Source organism: Ensifer adhaerens (genome assembly GCF_020035535.1).
GTDB lineage: Bacteria > Pseudomonadota > Alphaproteobacteria > Rhizobiales > Rhizobiaceae > Ensifer.
In genome coordinates this window covers 212,820-229,937 of the sequence record NZ_CP083351.1, presented here as the reverse complement: position 1 = coordinate 229,937, position 17,118 = coordinate 212,820, and the positions used below count along the sequence as shown (strand labels likewise).

Genomic DNA, 17,118 nt, shown 5'->3' with positions numbered 1-17,118 from the left:
CTTCGGTCACTGCGGTTCCGCAATCCCGTTGCTGTGTTATCTTTTTGGCCTCGTGTACTCAAGGGGCGTATTTCACCCCTGCTGGAGACTTGTCGCGAAGCGCACCGCAGCAACCACAACCACCGAAACCTTCGTTACCGCGAAGCCGACCGACGTGCTGAGCTACAACCTCATCAACCTCAATGTCACTAACAATGCCAACGAGACGATCGGCGAGATCAAGGATTTGATCCTGTCGAAAGACCAGCTGACGGGCTACATCGTGTCGGTTGGCGGGTTTCTCGGAATGGGCGATCGTTACGTGATTGTGAGCCCGAAGGCCGTCAAGATCACTTATGTCGAAAACGACAAAAAGTGGACAGCGGTGATGGATCCGGCTAAGGATCAGCTCAAGGCAGCGCCTGAATTCAAATACGCAGGTCGCTGGGAACGGTGATCCGGGCGAAGACAAAGTACATGAGAAGGCTGCACCGAAATCTATTCAGGCGCGAGGCTGAGGACTTGATCCGGAGCGCCTGCTTTCTGACGGTCTAGCCACGATTTCACGGTCGGACCGGGCGACTGTCGGGCTGATTTTTTCGGGTCCGCGGCCGTTACGTTTGGTGCAACATCCAGCATAGGTCCTTCACCCTTATGCAGACAACACCTCTGCCCTGATCGGCGGCGGTCTGGTGGCCGCCGTTAATATTCCTCGGCTTATACTTTGATCGGGAGGGGCGAAGCCCGTCGCGCTGAATCCGGTTTTACCAGATAGCCTATCCGTGCAGGAAAATGTTGGAGGCAGGCGAAGATTGGCAATGAACCTACGATCACCAATCGTTTCCATGGTTGCACTTTCACGCCTTGCGGCATTTAGTACACCGCCATCGGGGAGCACGGTTTCTGTCGAGGTTTCGCCTGCGATCGGATCGTCGCCACGGCGGTTTAACATAGAGCGCACTTTGTGGTAGTTTTGCAATTCGAACAGGCACAATGGACCCGGGTGACGCAAGAGATCGATGACCGGTGACAATTCGCCAATCGTCTCCGAAGAGGAGATTGCTCTCTACGATGCCATCGAACGAGCGATCGCGAATGTTCGCGCGGCTCTTGCTGAAATCGACCGCGTCTGGGTTCGCATCACTGCGGAGCGGCCCAATCCGACCGCGGCTGCTTTCGCGGCTCTGGATACCGCAGACCAGATGCTGACCGTCGCTCGAGAAGATCTCGCCCGCGCCCGCGCTTCGCTCATGGCATATCCACGGACGAGATCTCTGCAGTAATCGTAACAGATACGGCGGTTTCGTGGGCCGCATCTGCCGACCGTGAGGCCTCAGGTCGCCTTCACCTGGATCTTCCTAACACGCGACAGCGCTTCCTCCGTTTTTGGAACCGTCACGGTCAGAACGCCGTCTTTGAAGCGGGCGGCAACCTTGCCCGTGTCGACGCCCGACGGTAGCGGGATCGAGCGGCAGAAGGACCCGTATGAGCGTTCCAACAAGTGATGCCCCTTCTTGCTCTTTTCCTGCTCACTTTTCTTTTCCCCTTTGATCGTGAGCGCGCTGTCCGTCAAGGAGACCTCGACATCCTTCTGATCAATTCCAGGAAGTTCCACCGAAACCTCAAGCGCACTGTCAGTTTCCGTGACGTCCGTTCGCGGCCCGCCGCTATCCCAACGACCGAAAGCGCCGAACGATTGATCGAGCCGCTTCCAGAAATCATCGAACAGACGGTTCACGTCGCGCTGCAAAGAAAAGATGGCGCTTCCCTCTTCTGACTTCGTAATTTCGCTTCCCTTGTGATTTCCCCAGGGGATGAGATCTCTAATCTGCATGGCCAACCTCCTTCCTTCGGACGAATTATGCCATCTTCAGCTTAATCTTCCTCGCCTTTGCCGGCGCAGCCTTCGGCAGGACCAGCCGCAGCACGCCATTCTTCTGCGATGCCTCGATACTGTCCCGATCGATATCTTCCGACAGGGTGAAAACGCGCTCATAATTGCCCGCGCCATATTCGGCGTAGATTTGGCGATAGTTGTCGTGCTGCTGGTCCGTCGCGTATCCGCGAATTGCCAGCGTCCGTTTTTCGAGCGTGATGTCGACGCCCTCCGAGGCCACGCCGGGCATGTCGACAAGAACCACGACATTGTCCTCTGTCTCATAGATATCGGTTCGCGGGATAAACACCGGGCGCGAATGGGTCGGTTCGCCACCGTCGAGCCTGCTTGGGGCCCGGCGTTCGGTTGTTTTCAGTTCCTGAGCCATTTTTCCCTCCTTATGCCTTGATCTGGATCTTCTTCGGCCGATCCGTCTCAGGCCGGTGTAGCTCGACTTCAAGAAGCCCGTTTGCGAAACGCGCCTCGACCTGTTCTGGATCGACGCGGAAAGGCAATTGCACCGTTCGAGAGAAGTTTCCGTACACTCTTTCGCGCCGGTGCCAGACGGGTTTCTTCTCCTCCGTCGGAGGGCGCTGCCCCCTCAACGTCAACGTGTTTTCGCGAACCGTGAGATCGAGCTCGTCAGGCGCGATTCCAGGCAATTCTGCGGTCACCGCCACGCTGTCCTCACCCATCCAGATCGTGATGGGGGGAAACTCCTGGGCGGCTCTGGCTGTCATGTCGGACAAGCGCCGATTCATTTCTTGCTGCATGTGCCGCACTTCCACAAATGGATCGAAACCGATGCGGCCAAAATCCGATACGAGCATGTGCATCCTCCTTCCTATGAAACCAGCCATCGTTCCTTGCAACGTGCAAAGGACGTGCAGACCGGAGGTCGAACGGTCGGAAACGGACGGGACGGGACCGAGGCGGTGGATCGCACAACAGCTAAGCAAGGGAGGTCGGGCAGTCGCCGGACCATATCCTCCTTGCGAAGCGATATGAACCGAACCAGGTCCAGCGCATGAGTGGACCATCGTTCCCGTGCCAGGATCCGAGAGGGGCATCCGGCAGACCTGAGGTAGGTGAGCAAAGCGGGCGTTTCAAGGGCCGAGCTTGCTTGAGAGTTGATCATCCTTGCTCGGGCAGCCCTTGCCCCCCGGGACGAGCGGCAGGGGATGCCGACAGGTCCGTCATCAGCCAGGAGCTCGCAACATCGCGCACGAAGTTTCTCGTATTGTCGAGGGCGGTTGCGATCCAGAAGACCGCGAACACAGGCTGCTTGAGAAAAGCGAAGGTGCCGCCAGATGGTTTTGCGGTGCTCATTTGCCTGCTCCCTTGGATAAGTCGAATGCGGCGACGAAGAGGAATGCGCCAGCGAGGCCGAGATGTTCGAAGAAGGCGTTGGCCACCATCATGCGATCCAGGCCCGGCCATCTCCCAGAAGCGCAACGCGATAAAGGTCGCGAGAAGCGTGAAGCCGGCGAGCGCCAGGGAACCCGCCCACCGCAGGAAGCCGGAGATCACCAGAGCGGAAGCCGTCAGTTCAAATGCGATAACGGCGATTGCGAAGAACGCAGCCGGCTGCAGGCCGAAATGTTCCATCTCCGCCAACGCGCCATTGAAGTCGAAGATCTTGGTGAGCGAACCCTGGATATAGGCTGCGCAAAGTGCCAGCAGCGAAGCTGTCCGCACGACAGGCGAGGCGACGACGCGTGCCAAACCGCTCCGGACTGAGTCGGATTTTAGAGATTGGTAGATCATATCTGCTCCTGCGTGGTCGCCGCGAGCGGCTGCGTTCGATGGAGCGATATTGTCTGGTTGCCGCCTTACCAACAATTGCAGCAATAGTTTCGATTTAATTGCAAAATCTGCAATTATAGAGTGATGCTCGGGTGACCAGATCACCCGAGCTGAAGTTTGCTCAGACCGCCCAGCAGGAGCAGCCGAGAGCGCCGAAGAAACCTTTGAGATCGGCGATCGGGAGCTTGGATGTCCAGGCACCGGCGTGGTCATGGCCGTGAACGCCGCAATCGCTCGCACATCCGCATGTGGAGATCGCGGTGCGGCGCAGGGAACGAGCGCCCGCCCCTTCCGGTTCACCCCAGGCCGCATAGCCGCCGAATTTGCGGACAGGCGACCAGTCGGGCATCGCAGGCGGGATGTCGTTCTCGTCCAGCGTCTTGAAGTCGCCCGCGCCGTAGACGATCTTGCCGCCGACCATGGTCAGCTCCGATACCAGGAAGGAGATCTCATCCTCGGCGCAGGAGAAGAAATCCTTGTCCGGCACCACGAGGTCGGCAAACTGGCCCTTCTCAATACGCCCCTTCTTACCCTCCTCATTGGAGAACCATGTGACCTTTTCCGTCCACATCCGCAGCGCGGTTTCACGGTCGAGGCAGTTGGCCCGCGGATAGAGCTGCAGGCCGCCAACGGTCTTGCCAGTCACCATCCACGATAGCGAAACCCAAGGATTATAGGAGGCGACGCGGGTGGCGTCGGTGCCAGCCGAGACGTTCACGCCCTTGTCGAGCATCTTCCTGATCGGCGGTGTCGCTTCCGCGACGCCGTGGCCGTAGCGCTCGACGAAGTATTCGCCCTGATACGCCATGCGGTGCTGCGTGGCGATACCACCACCGAGGGCGGCGATCCGGTCGATCGAGCGGTCGGAGATCGTTTCTGCGTGGTCGAAGAACCAGTTCAAACCTTCGAGCGGGATGTCCTTGTTGACCTTCTCGAACACGTCGAGGGCTCGAGAGATCGTCTCGTCGTAGGTGGCATGCAGACGCCAGGGCCAGCGGTTTTCCGCCAGGACGCGGACGACCTCTTCAAGCTCGCCTTCCATTTCCGGGACCATCTCCGGACGCGGCTGGCGGAAGTCCTCGAAGTCGGCGGCCGAGAAGACGAGCATCTCGCCGGCGCCGTTGTGGCGGAAGTAGTCATTGCCCTGCTTGTATTTGACTGACTGCGTCCAGTTCAGGAAGTCCTGCTTCTCTTCCTTCGGTTTCTGGGTGAAGAGGTTGTAGGCCAGCCGTACCGTCATCTGGTTCTCGTCGGAAAGCTTCTGGATGACTTCATAATCGTCGGGATAGTTCTGGAAGCCGCCGCCTGCATCGATGACACCTGTCACGCCGAGGCGGTTGAGTTCGCGCATGAAGTGGCGGGTCGAGTTGACCTGATAGTCGAGAGGAAGCTTCGGACCCTTCGCAAGTGTCGAATACAGAATGCCTGCATTCGGCTTGGCGAGAAGCATGCCCGTGGGGTTCCCGCTGGCATCACGCGTAATCTCGCCGCCAGGCGGGTTCGGCGTATCGCGGGTGTATCCGACGGCACGAAGAGCGGCGCCGTTGAGCAGCGCGCGGTCGTAGAGATGAAGGAGGAAGACAGGCGTGTCGGGCGCGACTGAGTTGATTTCCTCGATGGTGGGGAGGCGTTTTTCGGCGAACTGGTGTTCGGTGAAGCCGCCGACCACGCGCACCCATTGCGGCGCAGGCGTGATCGCCACTTGGCGCTTCAGCATGTCCATGGCGTCGGCGAGCGAGCGCACGCCATCCCAGCGCAGTTCCATGTTGTAGTTCAGGCCACCGCGCACGACGTGGGTGTGGTTGTCAATGAGACCGGGCAGGACACGCTTGCCCTTGAGATCAACGACCCTGGTGCTGGAACCTGCGAGCGCGATGATCTCGCTGTCGGATCCGACTTCGAGAAACAGACCATCCTTGATGGCGATCGCTGTCGCATTCGGATTGGTTCGGTCAAGAGTGGTCACGCGGCCATTGTGGAGGATCAAGTCGGGATGCTGCACCGTGGTTACTCCGGTCTGGCTGGGATCGGCGGCTTTCGCCGGTGAGAAGAGGTTCGAGAAAGCAAGGCTCGATGCGCCTCCAAGAAAGGATCGACGCGTCGTCATCAGCTCCGCTCCCCTACATGAACCTTCGTCTGATGAGCAACCTCGTTGCCCTTCGGCAGATGACCGAACATGTGTGGCTTGATCTGATGGATCCATGAAATGGCCGCCGGTTCCCTCGTCCAGAGAGATTTCGCGAGCGGGATGATCTGTTCGCCGACCAGGATGCCCAAAAGGCCAACGAGGGCGATAACGGGCGGCGCGGGTGAGCGGACATTGAGCAGGCTGTAGACGATGCCAACAAGCAGGCCTGCGCCTAGCGATAGGAGGTAGAGCTTCATGGGATGATCTCCGGTTGCGAAAGGGCCACTCCGACCGTGTGACCGGAGCGGTTGGATCGGGGCCCTACTTTGCGGGGTTCGGGCCGATGCGCTTGCCATGCCTGACGCGTTCTTCTGCGCCATGAACCATCGTGTAGGCGTAGTCGATGCCCATGCCGTAGGCGCCGGAATGCTCCTTCACCAGCGTGGTGACCGCATCGTAGGTTTCCTTCCGCGCCCAATCGCGCTGCCATTCGAGCAGGACCTGCTGCCAGGTGACCGGGATCACGCCTGCCTGCACCAGCCGGTCCATCGCGTACTTGTGCGCGTCCGCCGAAGTGCCGCCGGAAGCATCGGCGACCATGTAGATCTCGTATTCCGGAACATCATGGAGAGCGGAAAGAGCAAAAGTAGTGTTGCAGACCTCGGTCCAGAGACCGGAGACGACGATCTTCTTCCGGCCGGTGGAGGCATTCTTCGCCAGAGCGTCACGGACGTTCTGATCGTCCCAGGAGTTCATCGACGTGCGCTCGAGGAGGTCGTTCTCCGGGAAAACGGCAAGGAGTTCGGGAAAGGTGTTGCCAGAGAAGGATTGCGTCTCGACCGTGGTGATCGTGGTCGGGATATCGAAGATCCTGGCGGCCTTGGCGAGGCCGACGACATTGTTCTTCAACGTCTGGCGGTCAATCGACTGGACACCGAAGGCCATCTGCGGCTGCTGGTCAATGAAGATGAGCTGGCTGTTCGCCGGGGTCAGGACTTCAAGCTTGGACATGGTTCTTTCCTCTTCGGTTGCGGCCCGTGTGCGGTGCCAGAAAATGGTCAGCAGCGGTCGATCGGACGCCGTCGAGCGGCGCTCGCTCTGCAATTCTTTGAGTGTTGCTGGCTCCGTTCCGGGCCGATGCACTCGTCGTCTTGGCGGCTGAAAACAAACTTACCGCGTCGCTACCACCCGAGGAATTGCAATAAAAATTTTGATTGAATTGCTATATTTGCAACAATGGTTGCTTGGAGGGCACGTTAGAAACGGAAGAACGCCGCGATCCTTTCGGATCACGGCGCTGTTTCCAAACTTTCGGTGACTGCTGCTTATACCGCCAGCGGCACGAGATTGGCCTGGATCTGTTCGCGGTATTCCTCGTATCTGGCCGGAAGTTTAAGGGCTTCCCCGAGGTGAGCTGTATCCTCGTCGCGGTTGAATCCAGGCTCGTTTGTGGCGACCTCGAAGAGGATACCGCCCGGCGTGCGGAAGTAGATGGCCCAGAAATAATCGCGGTCGATGACGGGGGTGACCTGGTAGCCGGTGTCCATCAGCGCCTTGCGCACCTCTAGCTGCTTCTCGCGGTTGTCGACGGCGAATGCGATATGGTGCACCGAACCTGCACCTTGTCGCGCGAACGGCGTCTTTGGCAACGCCAGTAGATCGATCGTGTCCGCTCCGTTACCGTTGGGTATGATGAAGCGTACGACGTCGCCCTCCTTCTCGGCGCGCTCGTAGCCCATGAAGCCGAGCAGCTCCTCCGTTGCAGCGGTGTCGCGCAGGCTGAAGCGCGCGCCAGCGAAACCGCGGATGGCTGCATCATCTGGAATACCATCTGCCAGCCATGGAGCACGCTTGTCGTCAGCGGACTCGATAAGCGCAAAGCTGTCGCCGTCCGGTCCCATGAAACGGAGTCGGTCGACGCCGAAGACAGTATCGCGCTCCAGACCGTCCACGCCTTTGGTTGTGAAGCGATCCTGCCAGAACTTCAGCGATCCCTCGGGAACGGAGAACTGGGTCTCGCCGACTTCACCGACACCGGGGCGGCCAAGCATCATGTTCGGGAATGGGAAGTAGGTCATCACCGTTCCGGCCGAGCCCGCCTCGTCACCATAGTAGAGGTGATAGACGCTCGGGTCGTCGAAGTTAACAGTCTGCTTGACGCGACGAAGACCGAGCGTGTCGGTGAAGAATCGGTTGTTCTGCCGCGCGTCCGATGCCATCGAAGTCACGTGGTGCAGTCCCTTGATGTCCTTGATCATCCTGAAGCCTCTCGGTTTGTGTTCCGGTGTTGATAAGAATGTAGGCCCGTTGATCGTCGTTCAGAATTGCAATATTCCTTTTGATTGAATTGCAATTCATGAAACAATGAGATGAACGACTACAAAGCTCTCCGAACCTTTCTGCTCGCGGCTGAGAAGCGGAACTTTGCCCAGGTCGCCCGCGAACTGGATATGACGCCCGCAGCCGTCACACGGGCGATCGCCGCGCTTGAGGCGGAACTTGGCGTGCAGCTCTTCGTTCGCACGACAAGACAGGTATCGCTGACAACCGACGGCGCAATCTTTGCGGCGCAGATCCAGCCAGCGTTCAAGACTCTGGAGGAGGCGCGGCGCGAAGTAATGAACGCACACAAGTCGGACGAGGGCCGGCTGCGTATCAGTGCGCCGACATGGTTCGGCAAGACAGTGCTGCCGCCGATCCTGTCTGGGTTCAAGGAACGCTATCCGAAGATGAGCTTCGAGATTTCGCTGTCCGATGGATTGGTGAACATCGTCGACGACGACTACGATCTGGCGATCCGCATCTCGTCGCAGCCTTCGGACAAGTTCACGATCTGGAGGAAGATCCGGGTGGTGCCGCGCATCCTGGTTGCCGCTCCCGGAAGCAGATACGTCGACATGCAGCACCCGAACGAACTGAAGCCCGATGACTGCCTCGCGTACAGCGGCGAAAGCCGGCGTGAGAACTGGGTGCTGTCGGACGGTGCGTCAAGCATCGCGATTTCGGCAGGTCGAGCCTTCAGCGCGAACAGCGGAGAGGTTCTGGCGGACATGGCCGCCGACGGTGCGGGTGTCGCGCTGCTTCCAGGATTCAACATCGCCGATCACATCAGTAGCGGTCGCCTTGTCCACGTCTTCAAGGGATGGGCGCCGCCGGAACTGTGGCTGACGCTGTTCTACCCGCCCTACCAAACCCTCCCGCCAAGGATTGCGTCATTCTCCAAGTTCTTCGAGGAGCAGGTCGCGGCAAAGATGGTCATGTTGGACTGACGCACGCAAATGCCCGTCACCATGATCTGGCACACCCGTTTCAGATTGGATCATGCTGTTGGAGCGCTCGAAGCCTACCCGCGACTATTTGCTGTAGCTGCCATAGGTTTCGATCATAGATTTTGCGATCCGCCAGATCTGAAACCGTCCGATGCAGGTATTCCGCGCAAGATCCGGCAGGTCCACAGGCCTGCGCGATCAACCCTGCCGCCTCTTCGAGGGGGATCTTCTGCGTGAGCGCAGATTGCCTGCCACTCGCCCAGAACGTGAGCGCCCGCCGCACACCCGTCGGTGTCTTGACTGAAACCCACCGCACCATGTCGCACACTTCGGCATACCGTAGCTCTCGCGCGAGAAGAGTGCGCAGATCCTCCCTCTTGCTAGTGCACGCAAGCTTGAGGACAAGACCCGAACAGCTTCCGCCTGGCCGAAGCGCGAGCATGAGACCGGGCGCGTCGGAGGTGGCCCTCAGCCGCTCAATCCTCAACGAGAACGCACGGTGCCAGCCGTAAGCGACGGCCTCTTCGCTGGCGGCCACCTCGAAACCCGGGTTCCACATCAAGGAACCATACGCGAACACCCATATCTCCTCGTCACCGGCCTCTTCCTCAACCCTGCAGACGAGGTCGTCGAGCTGCTCAGGCGAGATCGGATGCCAATTGGGTTCCGGGCCCTCGTCTTTTACAATCCTGATGGTCGTGGCGACGAGCTCGGGGGTAAGGTCCATGGTAGCAGGTGCGGGCACCTTGGCGGCCGGTGTCTTTGGCATCGTGTCAACCGTTTCAACGAGTTTGCCGCCGGCGGCTCATGGCCTCCGGCGGTTCTTGGAGTGGCTGCCGCCCGATCAATCAGTGGGTCGGTTGATGATTGCCCGGAATGTGATTTCGACGAGCTGCTCGGGGAAAGCCAGCGCCGAAACCCCGATGAGATTGCTGGCGCACTGGGGCACATCGGTGCCGTACATTTCCTTGCGGACCTTGGATCCAGCGGCAAAGGCGCTAGGAACATCAAGCACGTACAGCGTCTCTTCAACGACATCATCGAGGGTCGCACCGTATCTGGCCAGCAGCGTCTTTGCGTTGACGTAGGTCTGGCGGATCTGGCTCTCCATCTGCGAGAAGTCCACAGGCCGCCTATCCTCATCGAGTTCCGCCGGAGCGACAAGATTGCCGTCGTCATCGTGGCTCAACTGGCCCGAGAGATAGATCGTGTCCTTGACCTGCACGGCCTGAACGTATCCGAAGGCGCGCTCCCAGGCGACGCCGTGGTTCTCTACCTTTTTGGATGGTTTGCTGTTCGTCATGATAGCTTCCTTGCATAGAATGATGGCGCGCCGAGTACGCACGCGTGGTACATGGAGGCGACGGATGCTTGGGAGGCCGCACCCGCCGCCGGAGCGATCAGGCCTTCACGAAGGCCAGGAGATCGGCATTCAAGACATCTGCGTTGACGGTCAGCATGCCGTGCGAGAAGCCGGGATAGGTCTTGAGCGCGCCATTCTTCAGAAGCTTGGAAGACTTCAGCGCAGAGTCTTCGATCGGCACGATCTGGTCGTCTTCGCCGTGTAGGACCAGCGTCGGCAGCGTGATGGCCTTCAGGTCTTCCGTCTGGTCGGTTTCGGAGAAAGCCTTGATGCCATCGTAATGGGGCTTCGCTCCGCCCATCATGCCCTGGCGCCACCAATTCTGGATCACGCCTTCCTGGACTGTGGCACCATCACGGTTGAAGCCGTAGAACGGGCCGGCCGGAACGTCGCGGAAGAACTGCGCGCGGTTGGCGGCAAGCGCCGAACGGAAACCGTCGAAGACTTCCATCGGCAGGCCATCAGGATTGGCTTCAGTCTTGAGCATCAGTGGAGGTACGGCGGAAACGAGAACCGCCTTGGCGACGCGACCGCTCGGCTGGCCGTGCTTGGCGACATAGCGGGCGACCTCGCCACCGCCCGTCGAGTGACCGATGTGGACGGCATTCTTAAGGTCGAGCGCTTCGACGACGGCAAAGGCATCCGCGGCGTAGTGATCCATATCATGACCGTCGGAAACCTGGGCGGAACGTCCGTGCCCACGGCGATCATGAGCAACGACGCGATAACCCTTTGACAGGAAGAACAGCATCTGGGCATCCCAGTCGTCCGACGACAGCGGCCAGCCATGGTGGAAGACGATCGGCTGAGCGTCCTTCGGACCCCAGTCCTTGTAGAATATTTCGACGCCGTCCTTGGTGGTGACATATGCCATTGTCTTGGTTCCTTCGGTTAAGCTTGATGCTGATGCAGCCTTGGCTGCCAGATTGAGGGACGGTGAAAGCGCCATGGTTGCGAGGGCGGCACCTGCGGAACGAAGTGCGTTTCTGCGTGTGATGGAAGAAAAGGTCTGGGTCATTTCGTCTACCGGCGGCTTCTTCATTGAGGCTTCAGCCGACATTAAGTTCGTCTGACGGGCTGATACTGCCGAAAGCGCAGGGCGCTCACAATTGCGCCAATAGTTTCGATTTTATTGCGCAATTTGAAACGGTGAGGCGATCGATGGTCCGATGGTTCCTCAACATCTCGCCACGCTACGGTCCGATCAGCCGAGTTCCTGAATGCTCACGCGGAGGCAAACGCCGCTGTCTGTCTCGTACAGACGCATCGCGCAGTGGCTTGGAGCTAAACCAATGGCCGACCGCGAAATGAGGGTGGATCAAGCACCCTCCTCCTCTCACCTTCCTCGGCCGCGCCAGATGCGGTCGGACCTTCCTAATTCCACGTTCCAGGCAACGCCAAGTCCAATCTTTAGATCGACACCCCGCTCGAAGTTTCGGTTCAGCCGATCCCGCTCCGGGCCGGACAGCACTTCTATCTTAGGTATGTGACTGGTCATAATGGGCACCTTACTCCTAACACTTAACAAGTGGGAGATCGTGTTCAGGGATTTAGGGGCCACTACACTGCGAGGCTTCAGTTGTTTAATGGCGCAGCCATTTCTCAATGTGATCGAGATGTTCTCTATGCCCAATCAACAATCGCTTGAACTCCGCAAGCGCCCACTCCGCGTGTGCAGTCGGCAATCCTGCCATCCGCAACCGAGTTAATCGAATTTCATGCAGGATGATGTGTCTTTCGCTCATGGCGACCGTTTTGCGCGCCGTGTCCAGGTCTGCGCGGAGATAGCAAGCCATGACGCACCGCCTTCCGCGTTCAACGTACTCCCATCTGCACGCGCGAGATAGAGAACAGCCCTAGCCACTTCTGAACCTCGATTCCTGCGCAAGTATTATCCCCTCTCCACCTTCGCCCCGAACCATCGCATGAACAGCCTCGGAGCCACGCGTCCCAACGTAGGCGAGCGCGGCGATCAAACCGGTGGCCATCGGCGGGCAAGAGTGAAGCCGCAAGCCCCTACCCGACGAAGACTGCAGTCCGTATTTTCCAGAGCAGTTCCTGGCCGAAGAGGCGGTTTCGTGAAAGATGGTCGCCAGCATGTAGGCGAGATGCGGTTGTCCGACCACCTAGCCGATCGGCTCGCGCAGATCCCGCTCGTCGAGGATGGTCATTCCTGCGCCGATCTCGGATTGCGTGCCGAGGCACGCGCCTCGAACGTCGCTCCTTTCGGTCGACTTACCTCTTTGTAGGTAAGGCAGGCCACCGTCCGGCGCGGCATGAGGCCGGCTCGCGGGCGTCGCATGAAGATCGCGCGATAGGGAACAGCCGTCGCGCTTGTGGCTTTTCTGGTATCGAACGCCGCGCAGGTCGTGAGCAGAGCGATAAAAAAAAGGCCCCGGATCGAAACGGGGAGATCCAGGGCCCTCTGTCTGGTTTTTCGAAGACACAGACGAACTACTATTTATGGCGCAGCTGCAAAGAGTTTCAAGATGCCGCGAGCGGTCAGAAGTATTCCATATCCGGCGACCAGTCGGGGAAGGCGGCGTTCGATAAGCATCTCCAGGAAACAGAACTGCAAGTGGACAGGCTAGTGTTGCTGGACAACCCCGCATGCGGAAAACCTGTCGCGCGATGGGCGGCGGCCTTATCAAAGAGAGTGAGGAAATGGTGTAGAAATTCAAAGACTCGCCCGCATGGATGCGGGGCCTTTAGGCGCTGCGCAGCCGTCGGTCATTGTGAAATCGCTCGTTACGGAACCGTGCGGTCATGGGCTTTGCAGCTGAGAAAGCGCGATGTCGCCAACCTGCTCGAACAGCCGCTGGTGGAAGAAGAAAAAATCGACAGTTCGCTGACACAGTTTGCCGAGGCCAAATCCACGAACAAGCGAACGCAACCTGATTTCCTCAGGCGCGGCATGGTACGCCGCATCCCGACCGAGACGAAACGCGCTAAGTTTTCGGGGTGACGAACCAAATCGTGGGACGCGCGGGCGGTCTTACTTCCTCTCTCCCAAAAGGACCGAACCACAACAGCGTCAGAGCCAAACCGAGCGGTAACCACATAACTGCTAATAAGAAAAACGCTGCCATCGATACTTTCCGAACTGCTGCGCGCGTCCTGCGCTCTCCCCTCAGAACCAGTCCACTTTGGGAATGTTCCTCACTCCAGAAGTTCGGTGACGGTCGCCGCGCTAGTCTGGCTGCTGATGGCATCTACCACTTGCCGCATCGGCAAAGGCTTCCGCGTCGGGATATCGCTCACGTCTTCGGGGATGACGTCGAGATCGTATCTCGTCAGATGGCACTCAGATGTTCGACAGGCAGGCGGACCGCCGCGACCAGGATATCAGCTGCGGCCCCGCCGGTCGCATGGCGTCGCTCCGCTTGAGCAGAAACGTCTGCCGATCCTCGCTTTGACGGCTGGTCGACAAGCAGTTGACATCACTGTCCAGGCCGCAGCTGCCGATCATCGACGAACTGGACTAACCTCTCAAGGCCAATACGGCGACGTCCGATCAACATACCGGTGCGCGATGCAGCGATCGGTCTGGCATTCCCTTCCGCGTTTTTCTTTGATCCGCCCCACTTGGTTTCGCCCCGGTCATCAATCGGTTGGACAACACTGAGGAGAACGAAAATGACCAAATCAGCGCAGCCAAGCGGCCCTAGCGAACAACATCGCAAGACTGCACAGAGCCATAACAACGAGGATAAACGAGAATTGAGCAGCCGCGAAAACGACTGCAGCAAAACTCCAATAGCAACAAGAGCGGCTCCCACCGGCAGTTGCACTAGCGAGCGTAAAAACCGGGATGCGTCAATGGGCCAACAGCCAAGGCACGAACGACCATAAATGACGTCATGCCGACCCCAACCCTGGGGTCTAAGGTGCAGATCCGAGAAGGGGAACTAGACGAGTGGACGCAGAAACTCCCATCGTACTCCGCCCCCCAGCGAAGGCGAAGATCTCGATTTTGCCCATCGAAGATCGACCGGGTTGCGGCCCGTGCTCGCGTGAAACGACCTCCGGCCCCGGTGGCGAGGCGGTCCTTTAGCTAGGTGTTCGCTATCGTGACAGTCCTAGCAGGCCGAGCTATACCGCAGCGCCTCAACACTAAATCAGTCGATGCGTCGATTTGGGCAGAGCAGGCTGGGAACGGCATTCAGATGCTCATCACATTATCGAAAGGAACATAGATAAACGAAGCGAGTTTGAACCATTTGATCGGCAGCCGCAGCAGCGCTGATCGAGCTGGCTCTGCCGCATCTCCGCGAGGCGGACATGACATTTAAACAAGGTGTGCCTAGGATAAAGCCCTATAGGGGACCGTCGGGCGGTTGGGGTTCGGCAAAGTCCGTCGCCGAAATCACGCTGCGAGAACACGTAGTGGTGACGGCGCCAACAATCTTGTCGGTCCAGAACAAGCCGGACGGCTATATGTGTGTCAGCTGCGCCTGGGCGAAACCTGCCAAGACACATCCACTAGAGTTCTGCGAAAATGGGGCAAAAGCAACGGCGTGGGAAGTGACGTCGAGACGGGCAGACCGAGTCTTCTTCAGTGCGCACACCCTTCATCAGCTCGAAGGATGGTCCGATCATGATCTTGAAGAAGAAGGCCGCCTGACGCATCCCATGCGCTGGAACGCCGAGACGGACAAATATGTCCCCGTTTCCTGGGCAAATGCCTTCGAAGAAATCGGCAATGAATTGCGCGACCTCGCACCTGATCGCGTGGATTTTTACACGTCTGGCCGAGCGTCACTCGAAACAAGTTACATGTATCAGCTGTTTGCCCGCCTGTACGGCAGCAATAACCTGCCGGATAGTTCGAACATGTGTCATGAGAGTTCCTCGGTGGCGCTACCGGAAAGCATCGGCGCCTCGGTGGGTACGGCCATCCTATCCGACTTCGAAAACACGGATTGCATCTTCTACATAGCTCAGAATGTTGGGACCTCGTCGCCTCGCCTGCTTCATGACCTTCAAGACGCGGTCAACCGAGGCGTGAAGATCGTGACGTTCAATCCTTTACGCGAGCGCGGGCTGGAGCGCTTCGTCAACCCACAATCGCCATCGCAAATGCTGACTGGTAAGGAAACCACGATCTCTTCTGAATACTATCAGGTGAAGAACGGCGGTGATATCGCGGCTCTCTTTGGCGTTTGCAAAGCCTTGATAGAAGCTGACGATGAGTTGAGAGCATCGGGGCGTAGTCGCATCACAGGCAATGATGACAAACCAAAGGATGCGGAAAACGCTGCCATGGTCGCCTTCGCGGCCTCGATCGCGGCCGCTGACAAAAAGAACGTGCTCGACCACGACTTCATCGAGGAGCACACGACGGGCTTCGACGAGTTCGCTCAGACGGCCCGCATGCTTCAGTGGTCGGAGTTGGAGCGAATTTCCGGGCTTACTCAGGAAGAAATGCAGAAAGCCGCGGCCACATATGCGAACTCCGACGCTGTTATGATGGTCTACGGCATGGGACTGACACAACACCTGATGGGCGTCGAAAACGTTCAAATGGTCTGCAACCTCGCCCTTCTGCGCGGCAATATTGGTAAGCCGGGTGCCAACATCTGTGCGGTGCGCGGTCATTCGAACGTTCAGGGGCAGCGAACAGTCGGGATCACGGAAAAGCCCGGGCTCGTCCCACTCGACAGGCTCTCCCAACTTTACCAATTTGAACCGCCACGGTGGCAGGGGCGCTCGACCGTTGAGACCTGCGAAGCGATCATGAGCGGCCAATCGCGCGCCTTCATCGGTCTCGGCGGCAATTTCTTGCGCGCTACCCCTGAAACCGTGGCTATGGAAGAGGCTTGGCGCAAGCTGCGCCTGACTGTGCAGGTCGCCACCAAGCTTAACCGGAGCCATGTTGTCCATGGCGCGATCGCTTATCTGCTGCCATGTCTCGGCCGCATCGAGATCGATGAACAAGCGACCGGCCCGCAGGCGGTCTCGATGGAAAGCTCCGTTGCCCATTTTCATGGATCTCGGGGCAAAGTGAAGCCAGCTGGCCCCGAACTGCTCTCGGAACCGGCGATCGTCGCTGGTATCGCGAAGGCAACGCTTGGTCACACGAATGTTCCCTGGGATATGTGGGTCGACGACTATTCGAAGATCCGCGACGCCATCGAACAGACCTATCCGGAGACGTTCCGAAATTTTAACGAACGGCTCTTCCAACCCGGTGGGTTTCCGCGACCGCTACCCGCGCGCGAGCGCAAATGGGTTACGAAATCAGGAAAGGCGAACTTCATCACGCCGAAAGCCCTTTTTCCAGAGTTCTCGACTTCACAGAGCGCAGACGTGCTACATCTCGCAACGTTGCGATCGAATGATCAATTCAACACAACGATCTATGGCTACAGCGATCGCTTTCGTGGGGTCCGCGGCTCACGCAAAGTGGTCTTTGTGAACAAAGATGACATTGTGCGCCTAGGATTTGCCGATGGCGATACTGTCGACCTGACGACCGCAATCGACACAGATACCATCCGCAAAGTGGCGGGCATGCGGATCGTCTCCTACGATATCCCCTCAGGCTGCTGCGCGGCCTACTATCCCGAGACCAACCCTCTCTTTCCGCTGCCCCACCACGACCCGAAATCTAAGACGCCGTCCTACAAGCTTCTTCCGGTGCGTCTTTTGCGGTCGCCAAGGGGATCTGGATGAAGAATATCTGTGTTCGGTGACG

Annotated in this window: 16 protein-coding genes and 2 pseudogenes; 5 read left to right on the top strand and 13 right to left on the bottom strand. The window is 58.6% G+C overall.

Annotated features, from left to right (window positions below; all coding sequences use genetic code 11):
* Window positions 1-52 precede the first annotated feature (52 nt).
* Together LAC81_RS35770 and LAC81_RS35765 are read left to right on the top strand one after the other, a co-directional pair.
* A complete protein-coding gene (locus tag LAC81_RS35770) occupies window positions 53-436 on the top strand; it encodes a PRC-barrel domain-containing protein (protein ID WP_223731041.1) in 384 nt (127 codons plus the stop codon).
* Between the two features lie 562 nt (window positions 437-998).
* A complete protein-coding gene (locus tag LAC81_RS35765; RefSeq protein WP_223730926.1) occupies window positions 999-1,262 on the top strand; it encodes a hypothetical protein in 264 nt (87 codons plus the stop codon).
* A gap of 50 nt (window positions 1,263-1,312) precedes the next feature.
* Here the strand turns inward: LAC81_RS35765 and LAC81_RS35760 are convergent, their stop codons facing one another.
* From LAC81_RS35760 to LAC81_RS35720, 9 genes and pseudogenes are all read right to left on the bottom strand, one after another.
* On the bottom strand, window positions 1,313-1,813 hold the full coding sequence (locus LAC81_RS35760) for an Hsp20/alpha crystallin family protein (protein WP_223731040.1): 501 nt from the start codon (window positions 1,811-1,813) through the stop codon (window positions 1,313-1,315).
* Window positions 1,814-1,838: 25 nt separating this feature from the next.
* On the bottom strand, window positions 1,839-2,243 hold the full coding sequence (locus tag LAC81_RS35755) for an Hsp20/alpha crystallin family protein (protein ID WP_223730925.1): 405 nt from the start codon (window positions 2,241-2,243) through the stop codon (window positions 1,839-1,841).
* Between the two features lie 10 nt (window positions 2,244-2,253).
* Complete coding sequence (locus LAC81_RS35750) at window positions 2,254-2,685, bottom strand: Hsp20/alpha crystallin family protein (RefSeq protein WP_223730924.1); 432 nt, start codon at window positions 2,683-2,685, stop codon at window positions 2,254-2,256.
* 304 nt (window positions 2,686-2,989) lie between these two features.
* Window positions 2,990-3,148: pseudogene (locus tag LAC81_RS35745) on the bottom strand (MFS transporter); the annotation flags it as partial.
* A gap of 32 nt (window positions 3,149-3,180) precedes the next feature.
* A pseudogene (locus tag LAC81_RS35740) lies at window positions 3,181-3,622 on the bottom strand (DoxX family protein).
* A 160-nt stretch (window positions 3,623-3,782) separates the two neighbouring features.
* Complete coding sequence (locus tag LAC81_RS35735; RefSeq protein ID WP_223730922.1) at window positions 3,783-5,768, bottom strand: amidohydrolase; 1,986 nt, start codon at window positions 5,766-5,768, stop codon at window positions 3,783-3,785.
* Window positions 5,768-6,046: a XapX domain-containing protein gene (locus LAC81_RS35730; protein WP_113536219.1), complete on the bottom strand. Its 279-nt coding sequence runs from the start codon at window positions 6,044-6,046 to the stop codon at window positions 5,768-5,770. Before LAC81_RS35730 ends, LAC81_RS35735 begins: the two co-directional genes overlap by 1 nt.
* Window positions 6,047-6,110: 64 nt before the next feature.
* On the bottom strand, window positions 6,111-6,800 hold the full coding sequence (locus LAC81_RS35725) for a hydrolase (RefSeq protein WP_223730921.1): 690 nt from the start codon (window positions 6,798-6,800) through the stop codon (window positions 6,111-6,113).
* Between the two features lie 314 nt (window positions 6,801-7,114).
* Window positions 7,115-8,047: a VOC family protein gene (locus LAC81_RS35720; protein WP_223730920.1), complete on the bottom strand. Its 933-nt coding sequence runs from the start codon at window positions 8,045-8,047 to the stop codon at window positions 7,115-7,117.
* Between the two features lie 111 nt (window positions 8,048-8,158).
* On the opposite strand from LAC81_RS35720, the gene LAC81_RS35715 reads away from it, so the two are divergent.
* The gene (locus LAC81_RS35715; protein WP_223730919.1) at window positions 8,159-9,058 is read left to right on the top strand and encodes a LysR family transcriptional regulator; all 900 of its coding nucleotides are present in this window, start codon (window positions 8,159-8,161) and stop codon (window positions 9,056-9,058) included.
* Between the two features lie 40 nt (window positions 9,059-9,098).
* Here LAC81_RS35715 and LAC81_RS35710 read toward each other — a convergent pair whose 3' ends face one another.
* The 4 genes from LAC81_RS35710 to LAC81_RS35695 all read right to left on the bottom strand — a co-directional run bounded on the left by LAC81_RS35710 (window position 9,099) and on the right by LAC81_RS35695 (window position 12,217).
* Window positions 9,099-9,827: a gamma-glutamylcyclotransferase gene (locus tag LAC81_RS35710; RefSeq protein ID WP_223730918.1), complete on the bottom strand. Its 729-nt coding sequence runs from the start codon at window positions 9,825-9,827 to the stop codon at window positions 9,099-9,101.
* 75 nt (window positions 9,828-9,902) lie between these two features.
* Window positions 9,903-10,361 (bottom strand): RidA family protein, encoded by a 459-nt coding sequence (locus tag LAC81_RS35705; RefSeq protein WP_223730917.1) that lies wholly within the window; start codon window positions 10,359-10,361, stop codon window positions 9,903-9,905.
* A 97-nt stretch (window positions 10,362-10,458) separates the two neighbouring features.
* The gene (locus LAC81_RS35700; protein ID WP_328717963.1) at window positions 10,459-11,295 is read right to left on the bottom strand and encodes an alpha/beta hydrolase; all 837 of its coding nucleotides are present in this window, start codon (window positions 11,293-11,295) and stop codon (window positions 10,459-10,461) included.
* Window positions 11,296-12,004: 709 nt separating this feature from the next.
* Window positions 12,005-12,217, bottom strand: coding sequence for a hypothetical protein (locus tag LAC81_RS35695; protein WP_223730916.1), 213 nt, complete (start codon window positions 12,215-12,217; stop codon window positions 12,005-12,007).
* 80 nt (window positions 12,218-12,297) lie between these two features.
* Here LAC81_RS35695 and LAC81_RS38490 point away from each other — a divergent pair, with 80 nt between their 5' ends.
* Both LAC81_RS38490 and LAC81_RS35685 read left to right on the top strand, forming a co-directional pair.
* Entirely contained in the window at window positions 12,298-13,386 is a 1,089-nt protein-coding gene (locus tag LAC81_RS38490; RefSeq protein WP_328717968.1) for a DUF892 family protein, read from the top strand.
* A 1,316-nt stretch (window positions 13,387-14,702) separates the two neighbouring features.
* Window positions 14,703-17,096, top strand: a complete 2,394-nt coding sequence (locus tag LAC81_RS35685) for an FdhF/YdeP family oxidoreductase (protein ID WP_223730915.1) — start codon at window positions 14,703-14,705, stop codon at window positions 17,094-17,096.
* Window positions 17,097-17,118: the final 22 nt, after the last annotated feature.

Coding starts and splice junctions, on each gene's coding strand:
- LAC81_RS35760 (WP_223731040.1), bottom strand. CDS start 1,813: ATGCAGATTAGAGATCTCATCCCCTGGGGAAATCACAAGGGAAGCGAA.
- LAC81_RS35695 (WP_223730916.1), bottom strand. CDS start 12,217: ATGGCTTGCTATCTCCGCGCAGACCTGGACACGGCGCGCAAAACGGTC.
- LAC81_RS35720 (WP_223730920.1), bottom strand. CDS start 8,047: ATGATCAAGGACATCAAGGGACTGCACCACGTGACTTCGATGGCATCG.
- LAC81_RS35725 (WP_223730921.1), bottom strand. CDS start 6,800: ATGTCCAAGCTTGAAGTCCTGACCCCGGCGAACAGCCAGCTCATCTTC.
- LAC81_RS35765 (WP_223730926.1), top strand. CDS start 999: ATGACCGGTGACAATTCGCCAATCGTCTCCGAAGAGGAGATTGCTCTC.
- LAC81_RS35730 (WP_113536219.1), bottom strand. CDS start 6,046: ATGAAGCTCTACCTCCTATCGCTAGGCGCAGGCCTGCTTGTTGGCATC.
- LAC81_RS35705 (WP_223730917.1), bottom strand. CDS start 10,361: ATGACGAACAGCAAACCATCCAAAAAGGTAGAGAACCACGGCGTCGCC.
- LAC81_RS35735 (WP_223730922.1), bottom strand. CDS start 5,768: ATGACGACGCGTCGATCCTTTCTTGGAGGCGCATCGAGCCTTGCTTTC.
- LAC81_RS35700 (WP_328717963.1), bottom strand. CDS start 11,295: ATGGCATATGTCACCACCAAGGACGGCGTCGAAATATTCTACAAGGAC.
- LAC81_RS35755 (WP_223730925.1), bottom strand. CDS start 2,243: ATGGCTCAGGAACTGAAAACAACCGAACGCCGGGCCCCAAGCAGGCTC.
- LAC81_RS35685 (WP_223730915.1), top strand. CDS start 14,703: ATGACATTTAAACAAGGTGTGCCTAGGATAAAGCCCTATAGGGGACCG.
- LAC81_RS35710 (WP_223730918.1), bottom strand. CDS start 9,827: ATGCCAAAGACACCGGCCGCCAAGGTGCCCGCACCTGCTACCATGGAC.
- LAC81_RS35750 (WP_223730924.1), bottom strand. CDS start 2,685: ATGCTCGTATCGGATTTTGGCCGCATCGGTTTCGATCCATTTGTGGAA.
- LAC81_RS35715 (WP_223730919.1), top strand. CDS start 8,159: ATGAACGACTACAAAGCTCTCCGAACCTTTCTGCTCGCGGCTGAGAAG.